Origin of the sequence: Micromonospora sp. NPDC000207, from assembly GCF_040300925.1 — a bacterium.
Taxonomy (GTDB): domain Bacteria; phylum Actinomycetota; class Actinomycetes; order Mycobacteriales; family Micromonosporaceae; genus Micromonospora.
This window is the reverse complement of sequence record NZ_JBEPEQ010000066.1, coordinates 21847-34710: the sequence shown is the minus strand read 5'-3', so window position 1 is coordinate 34710 and position 12864 is coordinate 21847. Positions and strand designations below refer to the sequence as shown.

The 12864-nt window shown below is 72.0% G+C and carries 11 protein-coding genes; 3 read left to right on the top strand and 8 right to left on the bottom strand.

Annotation, left to right across the window (positions count from 1 at the left end):
- Positions 1 to 96 precede the first annotated feature (96 nt).
- The 3 genes from ABT336_RS17440 to ABT336_RS17430 form a co-directional block, all read right to left on the bottom strand.
- Positions 97 to 1134 carry a hypothetical protein gene (locus ABT336_RS17440; RefSeq protein WP_350897642.1) on the bottom strand — a complete coding sequence of 346 codons (1038 nt, stop codon included), beginning with the start codon at positions 1132 to 1134 and terminating at the stop codon, positions 97 to 99.
- Positions 1134 to 1403, bottom strand: a complete 270-nt coding sequence (locus tag ABT336_RS17435; protein WP_350897641.1) for a hypothetical protein — start codon at positions 1401 to 1403, stop codon at positions 1134 to 1136. The genes ABT336_RS17440 and ABT336_RS17435 overlap by 1 nt, the downstream gene beginning before the upstream one ends.
- A 222-nt stretch (positions 1404 to 1625) precedes the next feature.
- A complete protein-coding gene (locus ABT336_RS17430; RefSeq protein ID WP_350897644.1) occupies positions 1626 to 2033 on the bottom strand; it encodes a hypothetical protein in 408 nt (135 codons plus the stop codon).
- A 362-nt stretch (positions 2034 to 2395) separates the two neighbouring features.
- On the opposite strand from ABT336_RS17430, the gene ABT336_RS17425 reads away from it, so the two are divergent.
- The 3 genes from ABT336_RS17425 to ABT336_RS17415 are packed head-to-tail and all read left to right on the top strand — an operon-like array spanning position 2396 to position 5141.
- Positions 2396 to 2767 carry a DUF6403 family protein gene (locus ABT336_RS17425; protein ID WP_350897640.1) on the top strand — a complete coding sequence of 124 codons (372 nt, stop codon included), beginning with the start codon at positions 2396 to 2398 and terminating at the stop codon, positions 2765 to 2767.
- On the top strand, positions 2764 to 4140 hold the full coding sequence (locus tag ABT336_RS17420) for a hypothetical protein (RefSeq protein ID WP_350897639.1): 1377 nt from the start codon (positions 2764 to 2766) through the stop codon (positions 4138 to 4140). Before ABT336_RS17425 ends, ABT336_RS17420 begins: the two co-directional genes overlap by 4 nt.
- A complete protein-coding gene (locus ABT336_RS17415) occupies positions 4137 to 5141 on the top strand; it encodes a hypothetical protein (protein WP_350897638.1) in 1005 nt (334 codons plus the stop codon). The genes ABT336_RS17420 and ABT336_RS17415 overlap by 4 nt, the downstream gene beginning before the upstream one ends.
- On the opposite strand, the gene ABT336_RS17410 is transcribed toward ABT336_RS17415, so the two are convergent.
- From ABT336_RS17410 to ABT336_RS17390, 5 genes are all read right to left on the bottom strand, one after another.
- Positions 5134 to 5877, bottom strand: coding sequence for a hypothetical protein (locus ABT336_RS17410; protein WP_350897637.1), 744 nt, complete (start codon positions 5875 to 5877; stop codon positions 5134 to 5136). The two genes, ABT336_RS17415 and ABT336_RS17410, sit on opposite strands and share 8 nt — an antisense overlap.
- A gap of 53 nt (positions 5878 to 5930) precedes the next feature.
- Positions 5931 to 7406, bottom strand: a complete 1476-nt coding sequence (locus ABT336_RS17405; RefSeq protein ID WP_350897636.1) for a hypothetical protein — start codon at positions 7404 to 7406, stop codon at positions 5931 to 5933.
- Positions 7407 to 7808: 402 nt separating this feature from the next.
- Positions 7809 to 9614 carry a TraM recognition domain-containing protein gene (locus tag ABT336_RS17400; protein WP_350897635.1) on the bottom strand — a complete coding sequence of 602 codons (1806 nt, stop codon included), beginning with the start codon at positions 9612 to 9614 and terminating at the stop codon, positions 7809 to 7811.
- Positions 9611 to 11335: a putative type IV secretion/conjugal transfer ATPase gene (locus ABT336_RS17395; RefSeq protein ID WP_350897634.1), complete on the bottom strand. Its 1725-nt coding sequence runs from the start codon at positions 11333 to 11335 to the stop codon at positions 9611 to 9613. The genes ABT336_RS17400 and ABT336_RS17395 overlap by 4 nt, the downstream gene beginning before the upstream one ends.
- Positions 11332 to 12825 (bottom strand): SCO6880 family protein, encoded by a 1494-nt coding sequence (locus tag ABT336_RS17390; protein WP_350897633.1) that lies wholly within the window; start codon positions 12823 to 12825, stop codon positions 11332 to 11334. Before ABT336_RS17390 ends, ABT336_RS17395 begins: the two co-directional genes overlap by 4 nt.
- Positions 12826 to 12864 lie beyond the last annotated feature (39 nt).

The window sequence follows — 12864 nt, the reverse complement described above, 5'->3', positions numbered from 1 at the left end:
CGCGCCGGTGGCACCGTCCCGGGCAGCGGGCGCGGACGGGGCCCACCCCCACCGTGGGGCCCGTTCCCCCACCGGGGAACGGGCCCGACCCCTTCTCTACACGTACGGTGGGGCCAGGTACGCCGCGCGCAGTGCGGCCAGCCCGGTCCCCTTCGGGTTCAGGGTGCCCCACCCCGAGTTGAAGTAGTTCGTCCGGACGATCCTCGGCCCCCGCTCCGCGTTGAGCGCGGCGACCGCCGCCGGCACCTGGGCGATCCACCCGGCCTGGTCGGGCAGTTCGGCCGCCCGGACACCCCACTCCGCGACCACCACCGGCCGGGACAGGGCCACCGGGCCGAGGTCGGCCACCGCCCAGTCCCTGGTACGCCGGAACCGCCCCAGCGGGGTGTGGCCCGGGTCGGTGCCGTAGACGTTCCACTGGAGCAGGTCCAGTCGACTCATCAGCGACTCCGGGTGCAGCCGCTGGAACGCGGCCCGGTTCCACCCGCCCACCCCCACCGAGAAGGTGGTGCCCTCGGGCAGTCGCCGGGCCCGGAACCAGTCGACGACGTAGCGCACCGCACTCACCGCGCGGGTGTCCGCCTGGGCCCAGGTGTACGCGGTTCCGGCCTCGGTCGTGCCGAACTCGTGGTCGGTGTCCAACTCGGAGGCGACCTGGATGTTCACCCCGAAACCCATCGTCCGGTACTGCGACAGGGCCCGCGCCAGGAGGCCGTCGCACTGGCCGGCGAGCACCTGACCGTATCCGTACGCCCGGGGCCAGGTGGTGCCCGGCCGCTGCTGGATCGTCATGTCGGGGGCGGGAACCGTGTACCTCACCCCGTCCACTGTGAAGCTCTGCGGCCCGGCGTCCGGGGCACCGTAGTGCTTGAGTTCCAACACCATCGTGACCTCGACGCCCTGCCGACCGAGGGTCACCAGCCACTGCCGCTGCCAGCCGGGGAAGGTGTACCCGTCGGCGAGGCTGCGGTACTGGGTGAGGGAACGGAAGTTCCCCCCGGCGATGTCAGCCGTGGGGTCGGCACCCCCGGAGAGGTAGTACCCGCCGAGCACCGGCGCGAGGACCGTGTAGTCGACGTACGCGGAGGCGGTGGCCCCGGCGGCGTCGCGGACCGCGACGGTGACCCGGGGCATCAGGCCACCGCCTGGTACCGGGCTGTCGACCCGTCGTCGGACAGCGACGTCCAGGCGCGTGCCGAGTCGTCGGTGACTGTCACTGTGAGCTGGTCGAAGGTGGTCCTGACGCGGACCGGGACGCTGCTGTTGCCGTCGGCGTCGGTCACCACGACGGTGACCGTGACGGGCCGGGAGTCGGCGTCGGCGTAGCCGACGGTCAGCACCATCGGCTCGCCGGTGACGAAGGTGGACTTGTTCAACCTGGCGGTGACGGTAGGAGTGGCCATCCCCGCCTCCCTTCTTCCAGCCGGTCCCCCGTGTGGGGGACCGGCGGCTGGCCTGGGGAGTCCGGGCCCGCCCGGGTAGGGGTGGAAACCCGGTTCTACCTGGTAGAACGACCACGGAGGCGGGGGGTCCCGGTCCACCATCGGACCCCGAAGGTGTCACCTGCCCGGTTGCGTCCCCCACCGGTCCACCTCACCGGTGGTGGTCGATCGACGTGCCGGCTGCTAGACCCCGACCGGCACGCCGCCCGCGTGGCGGCGGCCCCGCAGCAGTTGCGAGCCGCTACTGATCAGGGTTGCACCGGAGGCCATGCCCACGAACACCAGCACCGCGCCGACCCCCCAGAGCCCCGAATCGTCGGTGGCTGCGGCATTCTGGGACCAGGCGATGGTGAACGTCGCCGTCATGACCGGCACCACCAGCCAGGGGCTGAGCACCCACCCGGCGGCGGCGGCGACCACGGCCAGGCTGATCACGCATCCGACGACCTGCCAGGGCACGTACGGCCCGGTCATCTCACCGGTCACCGGGTCGACCTGGTAGCCGTTGTCCCAACCCAGCCACGCCCACCAGACCCCGGCGGTCACCAGGGCGAGCAGCGGGGCACCGACGAGACTGCGATTAACGATCATTCTGTCCACGCCCTGAATCCTTGCGCCGGAATCCGGCCCGTGGATGCGTACGGGTACTCAATCGTCCGGCCCGCCGGTACTCAGACCGGCCGGTGGTTCCGCCCCCACCCGGTACGGGCGGCCCGGTGTCCCGTACCCCTCCGGGACGGGAGCCTGCACAACCGGATCCCCGGCGACGCGTCCGTACTCCGTTGTCGTTGAGTCACCATCCGGCCAGTCCGATGACGGTGGAGGAGGTGCTCGACCGGGCCCGCCGGTGAGCGTGGCCGGGTCACGTTTCGGCACCCGCGCCGAGCAGCGGTGGCGTGCTTGCGCTAGACAGGTACCCGAACGTGTTGACCTTGGATGGAGGGCGGGAGGACATGGGGCAACCCCTCCTGGTCTGGCTGGTCGGCGGCGTACTGCTGCTCGGTGCCGGCTTCGTCACCGCCCTGCTGCCGAGATGGTGGGGGCGGGCGCAGGACCGCAGCGTCGCCTGGTCGACGGCGCGGACGGCGATCGACAGCGCCGCCGTCAGCCGGGACGCCGTACCCTCGTCGGTCGCCGAGGCGGAGCGGTTGCTGGCCCGCGCCGAGCACCTGGCCGCCGGGCGCGGCGGGGTCAGGGCGGCCCGGGCCGCGACCGGTCACGCCCGCCGGGCGGACGAGTTGTGGCAGGCCGCGCAGCGGGAGCACACCGACGGGACGGCCCGCCGCACCGGTGACGTCAGGCCTGCCGAAGGGAGCACGGCATGACCGCCCCTCGCCTCCCCCGTCGGGTGGACCACCTGCGGTGGGTGTTCCTCGGCCTCGCCGTCGTGGTCCTGGTGGTGTTCCTCCTCGCCCAGCAGCAGAGCATCGAGGTCAGCTACGGCCAGTCGCCGTCGGCGTCGGGACGGGTCGCCGAGGGCTCGGCCGACGAGCTCAGCGACGCCACCCTGCCCTCGGTCGAGGAGATGACCGCCCAGGTCGCCGCCGATCCGGTGGTCCGGCTCCCCGGGGCGGTCGCCCGCTGGAACGAGGACCGGGTCCGGGCGGCGATCGGTGCCACCGACACCCGGATCCTGGTCGCCCCGCCCGGCCTGACCGAGGAGCAGCGCAAGCAGGTACGCGAGGTGGAGGACGTCACCATCCGGATCATCGGCACCGAGGTCAGCGGTGGCCTGTACGGGGTGACCGCAGACCGGATCGCCGGCTGGCGTGCCCAGTTCGCCACCCACGACGTGACAGACCTCCTGGTCACCCTGATCACCACGCTGAACAAGGATCCGCGTCCGGAGGACCGTGACGAACTGGTGTGGCGCGAGCCGACCGGGGCGGAGCTGGACGCCGTCGTGGCGGACCTGCGTGCCGACCGGCCGCACGTGGCCGAGGGTGCCACCCTGACCCGGATCCCCACCGACGCCGCCCGCAACGCCTTCCCCGGCGGTGCCCGGTACGCGGCGTTCCCCGCCCAGCCGTACGGCGAGCCGCTGCCGGCGTACGGTGCGGCGTTGACCGAGGTCTTCCCCGGTGACCCGATCGTGGTGATGTACGGCAACTGGATCGAGTACCACGGTCCGGATGCCGAGGAGTTCGCCGAGTTGGCCGGGGCGAGCTTCTACGCCCAACTCGGCAGCCGACTCAGCCGGTACGACTATCCGCAGGTCAACGTGCTCGGGGCGTACCTGGATCAGGTCACCGACATCCGGTACGCGGGGTTGTTCGAGCGTCCCCTGCCGTACCAGCCGTTCGACCCGCTGCGGGTGGCGCTGCCGGCGCTGCCGTGGCTCTTCGCCGTGTGCGTCGCGGCCTTCATGCTCCTGTCCGTCAGGTCGTTGCGCCGTTCGGCGGGTGGCCTGCTGGCCCGCCCCGGTGACCCGCAGCGCGGCGGGGTCAGGGCCCGGCTGGCCGGGCTGACCGCCCTCGCCGTGGAGGTCTCCCTGCTCACCGACGCCCGCAGCAACCCGGCGCTGACCCGGGGTGTGGTCAAGCTCCAGGCCGCCCGGGACGCCCTCGACGAGGGGCTGCCGGACCGACACGTCAGCGGGCTGCTCGACGAGGCGACGTCGGAGTTGGACGACACCGCCCGCACCGTCGGCATCACGAGCTACCAACCCGACCTCTACCTGCGGGGGAGGCTGTCGTGACAGTCACCAGACAGACGTCCGCCCGTCCGGCGGTCCTGCGCTGGCTCGGTGACCTGGTCGGCACCCCCTTCGGGCTGGCGGTCCTCGCCTGCCTGGTCCTGGCCGGGTGGGCGCTGTGGTCGGCAGGTGTCACCGACGGGGCGGTCGCCCGCAAGGTGCGGACCTCCGCCGTCTACGCCGCCCCCGGCATCGACGTGGACGCCACCGCCGCCGAGCGGATCATCGGCAACCGACGGTTGGTCGTGCTGATGATGGAGCCCGGGGCCGACCTGCGGGCGGCCTGCCGGGACGTCCGCCAGGCTGCCAAGGGGACCCTGGTCCTGGCGATGAGCCCGGACGACGACGACTGGGACACCTACGGCTGCGCCCTCGTCTCCACCGGCGACGACTCGAAGGACTTCGGGCGGGCGGTGGTGGCCGAGACGACGATCGGCCGGGGTGCCGACGGGTTCGTCGACAGGCCCCTGGAGGCGCTGAAGGTGATCGTCGTCAACTACGACCGCCTGGTCCGGGCGAGCATCGTTCCGGACGGCGCACGGACGATCAGCCCGTCCCTGCCCCGGTACCTGCTCGCCGGGGCCGCCCTGCTCGGTGTGGTGGGTGGGGCGACGGGGCTCTACCTCGGGGGCCGTCGCGCGGGCCGGCTGGCGGCGGCGCGCCGGGCCGACCGCGACGAGCGGACCGACGGCCGCAGCGCACTCAGCGCCGCCGCAGCCGGCCTCGCCCAGCAGATCATCGACCTGGACCGGGAGTACGCCAGGATCCACCGCAAGGCGACCCGCTCCGGCCGGGAGCACCAGTTCGTCGACGGGTACCGGGAACTGACGACGAAGTACGCCGACCTCCTCGACGACCTCGCCACCGGCACCGGGGACGAGGCGTCGGTGCGCCTGCTCCAGAGCCGGATCGGCGACCTCGTCCGCCGAGCCGACCGGGTGGCCGACCGGGTGTCGGGACCCTCCTCCAGCTCCGGTCGGGGCGGTCGGTCGACGGCTACCTGACCAACCCCGGGCGCCCGGTGTCCGGCGTCAACCTGCCCGGCTGTGGGTGTCGGGACGGGTGGCCCGGCTGTCGGTGCCCGGTCCGGTCCGGCTTCCCCTCGCCCCGCACAGGAGGGGTGGTGAATCCGGGCAACCGGCGGTTCGCCGCCGCCACCGTGTCCGTCGACATGACACGCTGTATGTGCGCCGTCACCTTCGCTTCCAGCGCCCCCGTGGCCGCCCGGCATTCCTGCTCGGCGTCTGACACCAGGACTTCGGTGGTCGCCTCCGGCCAGTCCAGGCGCTCGGCGAGTTCGGCCCACTCCGTCGGGGGCAGACCCAGTGCGGCCAGGTGGTCTTCCCGCGCGAACATCTGTTCCATGCCCGACCTGTCCAGGTAGTGCAGGTCCACATACCGCTTCCGACCGTCGCCGTACCGCTCCAGGCCTGGGACGACGGCATGGCCCTGGTTGGCGAACGCCTCGACGTGCCGGCCGTCCGGACCGGTCCCGGCCGGTTCCTGGTAACACGGCACCGGACCGGTCAGTGAGCGGCCACGTCCAGCGTCGTCTCTGATCCCCTTCCGGAACCGCTCGACCGCCTCTGCCTCGATCAGCCTGGAGAGCGCTTTCCGGATTCGTGGTTCCCGGACGAGTTCCCGCTGCTGGGTCGGGGTCAGGGTGTCGATGTCGGCGGCGCGCTGCGGACAGTGGGATCTGAGCAGCTCGACCGTGTAGTAGGAATCGTCGTCGGTCACCGGTGTCACGCTCCGTCGCGCCGGGGCAGGGCCACTACCGTCATCACTGTGGGCTACCGCTGCGACGACCGGCCCGCGGAGGCGGGTCGGTCCGGTCGCTCGACGGTTCCGGGCACCGACACGGCGCTGCTGGTCGACCGGCGGCCCTCGGGCGAGGTCCTACCCTCCACCGGCGTGCCGCCGCCGGGCACCTGTCGGGAAGCGGCCGACAGGTCACGGTCGGACCGACCGCCGACCGGCGACTGGAGCTGGGCTGCGGCACTGGTGCCCACCGGCGCCGGGGTCACCGGCCGGAGTTCGGTGCCGTCGCGCGACTGGCTCGCCTCCAGTTGTGGGGCCTGCCCTGTGGATCCCCAGTGCCGTCGGGCGTTGACCGCCGCAGTGGCGAGGGCGAATGCCGCTGCGGCCCCGGTCAGCCAGGCCGCGCTCCGCACGGAGTTGCCGTCGGCAGTGACGTGGACACGATCCGGGTTGTTCTCGTCGACCGACCCCCAGGTCTTGCCCACTGATCCCAGGAAGGTGCCGAGCGTCGCCAGGGCGGTCCCGGTGGCGACGTAGGCGGCCTTGGGTCCCCCTTCCTGAACACGCTTCCATGCCATCGAACCCATGTCGTGCCCGAGCTGGACGGTGTTACCAGCGATGATCAACCTGGAGTTCCCCGTCACCCGGCCGGCCGTGTTGAGCCATTCGCCGACCTTGTAGAACAGGAACTTCCGCGCCTCGGGTGTCTTCGCGCACGTCCTCGCCGCCTGCCACACCCGGCTCGGGAACCCGGGGCCGCCATCGGCGGTGGTGTTCGGCATCCGCTCCCTGAGGTGCAGGGCGAAGGCAGCGGTGTGGACGCCGGCCGCTACCGAACCGCTGCTGTACACCTTGCTCAGCTTGTCGAGTTCGAGCTGGATGGTGGCCGGGTCGGGGTTGTCGGTCCTGATCGCGGAGACGGTGTCCTTGAGCGGCCAGAGCGGAGTCAGGTAGGCAGCGGCACTCACAGTTCCCGTGGCGAGTTTGCCCCACTCGACCGGTTCATTCCTCCGATAGCGTTTCCACTGCTCGACCGCCGGAGGAATGATCTCGTTCTTCGCGTCGGTGGCGACGACGATCGCCGCCCCGATCAACAGCTTCGTCTTCGTCTCCGACAGCCCGAGTCCCAGATCCTTACGGGCATCGGTCTCCAGGGCCAGTCCTCCCATGTAGAGGAGCCAGCTGTTGACCTCGGCATGACTGCACACCCTGCCGAGTTCGCCGGCGAAGTCGGTCACCGCCGCCCAGTACGAGTCACCACGCCCGGCCTGCGCCTGATCCGTCCGGCGCGCCTCCTCCAGGGCACGGTCGTCGACCGACCCCCGTCCGCTGCCGATACTGGCCGCCCCGGCCACGCTGACGGCGTCCGATCCCGTCCGGCCCCGGAGGTCCTCCACCGACGCCACCCGGGCGCTCTGCCGGTCGTCGGTGGGAGAACCGCCGGGGATGGGTGTGGATCCACCGCTGGCACGGCGTGAGGAGTGGGGTCGGTCGTCGTCGCTGGGCATGGCGTCCTCCTGCCGCCTCGGGAGGGCCAGCCCGGTCGTGGGCGGGCCCTCCTCGGCGTCTGCGCGGGATCGGGTAGGTCCTACCCGTCGGGAATGGCGGCCCGAGCCGGATCGGCAGCGCTGACTACCCGGCGGGCGTCACGGTAGGACCGCGACACCCGCTTTACGCTGGGCGTACGCCCGAGGTTCAGGAGAAGTTGAAAACAGTTCATTAACTGGGACGGCGCAGGAGACGACCCGACCCGCCACCGTCGAGAACACGACGATGACGGGTCGGTGACGCACCCGCCGACCCGGCGACCCGACGACGGCCCCGGCGACGGGATCTGCCGCCCTGGTCGGCCAACTGGTGGCGCAGGTACTGCACCTCGGCTTACGACGACGGGGGTCTGCTGTAGTGGCTCACCAGTGGGTGGGGGTGCCCGGTGGGACGGCGGGCATCCGTGGGCGGGGCGGCGTCCCGACGGTGAGCTTGGCGGAGGCCCGTTCGGTGATCGCCGCGACCTCCTGCTTGGCCTGCGCCGAGATCCGGGCGGCGTCCGGCTCCTTGAACCACGGCCGCAGTTTGATCATCGCCGGGCGGATACCGGTGGCCAGCAGGAGCGCCGTCCCCTTCGGCATGGCCCGGATCCGGTCCGGGGGCAGGACGTTCTCCTGCCGGTACGACGTCGACCGGGACGACCCGTCCTTGCTGCGGGAGACGCTGATCGTGCTGACGTCGTGCTGGCCGATCAGCTTGGAGACCTTCTCCACGAAGTCGGCGTCGTCGAGGCCCGCACCGAGCAGCTTGATGGTCGCCGCACCCCACATCGCGTCCATCCCGGCCTCTCCCCAGACCCGGGAACCCTGCTTGTAGCTCTGCAACAGGGTGACCACGTTGATCCCCCGGGAGCCCAGGTGGGAGTAGAGGTCGGGCAGGTCGGAGATCCGGCAGACGTTAGCCGCCTCGTCCAGCACCGCTGTCATCGGCGGGTCGAGCCGCCCACCCATCCGCTCTGCGGCCATGACACCGGCCCGCATCGTCGAGTCGGCCAGTCCGGCGATCACCCCGGCGGCGGAGCCACCGCCGTCCTTGGAGAGCAGGTAGAGGGTGTCCCGACCGAGGACGTGCTGGTCGGGGCGGAACTGGGGCAGGTAGGGGTCCTGGGTGACCCAGGCCAGGATCTCCGGGTCCAGCAGACAGGCCACACACTGCCGGGCGGTCTCGTAGATGCCGTCCCGGGTCTCCACCGCCCCGCGTACGGTGCCCTGCAACTGCTCGGCCATCGCGTGCAGCTGGGCGTCGCGCAGCAGGTCGACGGGGGTACGGTCGGCCGGGTCGGCAAGCCACCCGAGCAGGTCGGAGACGGACGCCTGCCCCCGGGAGGCGGCCAGGAAGAGCGCGGTCAGGGTGTTCTGGGCGGCCGAGATCCAGAAGTCCTTCTTGGTGGTGTCGTCGTTGACCGAGGCCACGAAGTGCCCGGCGAGCCGACGCGCCCCCTCGATGGTGGCGCAGTCCGCGAGCATGTCCCACCACATCTCGCGGGGGGCGTGGGCGATGCCCTGCGGGTCGAACGTCCAGACCCGGCCGATCTGCTCGCGCTCGACGCGGGTGACCGCGTACACGTCGGACTTGTTGGAGGTGAGCAGGACCGCGCCGCGAGCCCGCAGGACCCGGGGGATCGCGATCCCCGTGGACTTGCCGGCCCGGGGTGCCATCAGGTCGAGTTCCACGTCCTCGAAGGAGGAGCGCAGCTCCGGGCCGTGCGGTTCGAGGTCCCCGAGGAGGTTGCCGGTCTCGTCCGGGGCGAGGTCCTTCATCCCGGCCAGCGAGGGACGCAGCTCGCGGGCCCGCTTGGCGATCCCGGCGGGGGCGAGGGCGCGCAGGTCGCGGGCCTTGGCAAGGCCCTCGTTGCGCTTGCGCAGGCCGAGGATCTTCATTCCGGCCAACACGATCAGGGTGGTGAGGACGACCCCGAACAGGGCCATGCCGAAGTAGACCCCGAACGGGGACGACCCGGGCCACAGGGTGTCCGTCTCGCCCCGGATCAGCCTCCAGTACGACAGGAGGCTCCACTTCGGCGGATGCCAGCCGTGTCCGGTGATCATCGCCCCGAAGGTTCCGCCCAGCCAGGCCATCGTGAAGAGCACCGCGTTGGCGAGGACCACCAGCGCGATGGCCCAGAAGACCATGTCCGACCCGCGGGGCCGGCCACCCAGGGAACTCACCTTCCCCACCCCTGATCGTCACGGGCGGGGGCACCGAACCCGGACGGGGTGACCAGGTCGCCCCGCTCGGCCTCCGCCTCGAAGGCCGCCTGCCGGGCCGCCGCCTGCTTCTCGGCGTACCCGTTCTGCACCCAACGGAGGTTGGTGTCGTGGAGGTGACGCTCGGTGTCGGTGATGGAGACCCGGATCGGGATCCCGGGTCGACCACCCACCTTGATCAGGAATCGGCCCCGGCCGGGTGGCTCCTCGTTGCTGCCGACGCTCGCCCATCCGGGCGGGGAGGACCAGGAGGAGACCAGGTCGATCTCGCGCTTGGACAGACCGATCACCCGCCCCAGGTCCTTCATCTCGGCCTGCGGAAGTCCGGCGCAGGCCACGATCCCGGCCCGCTCGACGAAACCACGTGCCTTGGCCCGGTCGGAGTCCGACCCCAGCGCCTCGGCGTCCTTCAGGGTGTGGGTGATCTTCGCGTCGCCCAGACCGAGCGACCTGTTGAGTCGGGTCAGGGCGTCGATCCGGTCGACGATGCCCGAGGCGGCCCGCAGCGGTCGCCACAGCTCGTCCAGGATGGTGAAGTACCAACGCCGGGGGGCCAACCCGGCGTCGGCCAGGGCGTGCGAGGCGGCCACCGTGCCCAGGCCGTCGGACCAGGCGGCGAGCATCGCCGCCGCGGTGAGCTGGGTGTCGGACTCGCCGATCCGGGAGATGTCGATGCAGACGGCCGGGGCCGCCGGGTCGATCCGGGTGGAGGTGGCCGACCCGAACGTGTCTCCCAGCGTGCCGTCCAGGATGCCCAGCAACGAGCGGTGCAGTGGGTCCACGGCGTCGCGGTACCGGCCTTCCTGTCCCCGGTCCAGGGTCACCGCCCGGACCCGGTCGGGTCCCTCCTGCAGGACCCGGAGCAGGTCGGGCAGGAGCGGGGCCTTGCCCTTCGGGGTGTTCTCCCGCAGGTGCCGCAGACAGGCCGAGAGGACCGCCTGTTCGTGGTCGTCCAGGGCCCGACCCCGGACGATGGTCAGCAGGGCCGCCACCATGTTCAGCACCCGGCCGTGGGTCTCGGCCTCCAGCGACTGGCCGGCCTGCCCGCCGATCCGCTCGGCGGCGATCCCCATCGCCCCCGGGTCGAGGACGTTGATGCCGCCCACGCCACGGCCGATCTGGATGACCTGGCCCCCGAGGGCCCGGACCGTGTCGGCGTAGTCAGGCTTGAGGTCACCGAGGACCAGCGGGACCACCCCGGTCGCGGCCAGGCCGACGGCCATCCGGTTGATCAGGGTGGACTTGCCCAGACCCGGCATGCCGAGCATGAACAGGGAGGGGTTGGAGATGTACTTGGCCCGGGTGAACCAGGAGATCGGGTCTCCGCAGACGGTCGCTCCGGTGAAGAGGTGCTGGCCCAGCGGCACGCCGGACATCGGCGCACCGGAGCCGGCGGAGAACGGCCAGAGCCCGCAGGCCTGCACCGTCGTCGCCCGCCACATGGTGGGGGCATCGAGGTAACCGACCTTGCCACCGCCGGGACCGTCCCAACCCCGGTTCGACATCGGGGTCGTCCGGGCCGGGCGACGGGGCTTGGTGTTCTTCAGCGGCTTCGGCGCCTCGTCGTCCGGATCGCCGATCACCCCACTGAGGGCGGTACGCCTGCCGGAGGATCCGGCCGGCCAGCCCGCACCGATGTCGAAGGGCCCGGTGCCGGCGGGGGAACTGTTCCTGGCGGTCACATCGCCTCCTGGAGTTCGTGCGGCAACATGGTGTGTTCCCAGGGCAGGATCCCGGTGGGCAGGGTGCAGCTGAAGGCCGCCGCCTGCATCCGGTTGGCCGGACGCATCGCGATGCGGGTGGCCCCGGTCATGTTCCGGACCAGCACCGCGGCGTCGTCGAGCTGGGACTTGGTGTCGACGGTGACGGTGAGCATGAGCGAGAACTCCACCAGCCCCGCCCCGGTGGCCTCCTCGGAGGCCGCCTGCTCGGCCGCGCGGACCTCGGCGGCGGCGCGGGCCTGGATCATGCCCCGGCCGGAGGTGGCCATGAACTGGGCGGTACGCCGGTCGGACTCGACGATCCGGGCGGAGGTGGCCGGGTCGATCGGCCGGTAGAGCAGGGCCACCCGCTTGCGACGGGTGCCCGGGGAGGCGTCGAGCATGGTCCGCAGCACACTGGAACGCACGGTCCCCCGGGGCGCGAGGGTCAGCAGCCACGTCCGGGAGACCCCGGAGTCGTGCTGGTAGGAGTCGACGGTCTCCACCGCGGCGACCGGCCCGGAGTCCGCCCACTCCAGCCCCGTGCTGCCGTGCTCGGCCCGGACGCTGAGCACCTCGGCGGCACACTCCGGGTCGTAGGCGACCCGGACGACCTCGGCGATCTCCTCGGAGGTGAGCGGCTCGGCCATGCCCCCACCCGCGCTGATCAGACCGGTCAGCAGGGTCGGCACCCGGATGGCCAGGTCGGCCACCACGTCCTCCGGGTCACGGCGGGGTCCGCCGACCGGCGCGTAGGTCAGGGTGATGTACGAGTTCATGTCCGACGACGCCGAGGGGTAGTCGTCGACGACCTCCTCCATGACGGCCCGGGCGGCCGGCGGCGCCCCCTCGTCGAGTCGGGTCAGCACCTCGGTCGCCAGTCGGGTGCCCGGGTCGGGGGCGGTCTCGACCACCACCGAGGCCCCGCGCAGTCCCGGCTCGTGGGCTAGGCGGGACAGCCACTCCCCCCAGAGCGCCACCCAGGTGTCGACCTGGTCCGGGTCGACCAGGGACCCACCGTCGGGCTCGCAGCGCAGCACGATGGTGTAGAGGTGCCGGTTCTTGTGGTGCAGCACCCCGAACGGCCTGTCGTAGGCGTCGCGGCCCTCCCGGGCCACCACCCCGCTGAGCAGACCGGGTGGCTGGAACCGGCCCTCGGGACGGGCCGACAGCGGTCCGGAGACGTAGAGGTGCTCCTTGCGGGCCTTGCGCCGGGACCAGCCGAAGTACAGCGCGACGATCTGGTAGAGGTTGCGTCCGTCCTGGGTGCGGACGGCCAGCGGTCCCAGCGCCAACACCATCGGGGTGGCGAGGATGAGGGAGGCCTTGATCGAGGCCAGTGACGCCAGCAGGACCACCACCAGACCGCCGAACACCCCGACCGTGCCGACCAGGCCGAACGGTCCCAGCCCGGCCCGGCGGGGCCGGCGCCAGTTGCCGTACGTGGGCTCGATGGCGGCTTCTGTCGACATTGCCTGTCCCTTCCTGTCGCCGGACCGGAGGGCGGCCGG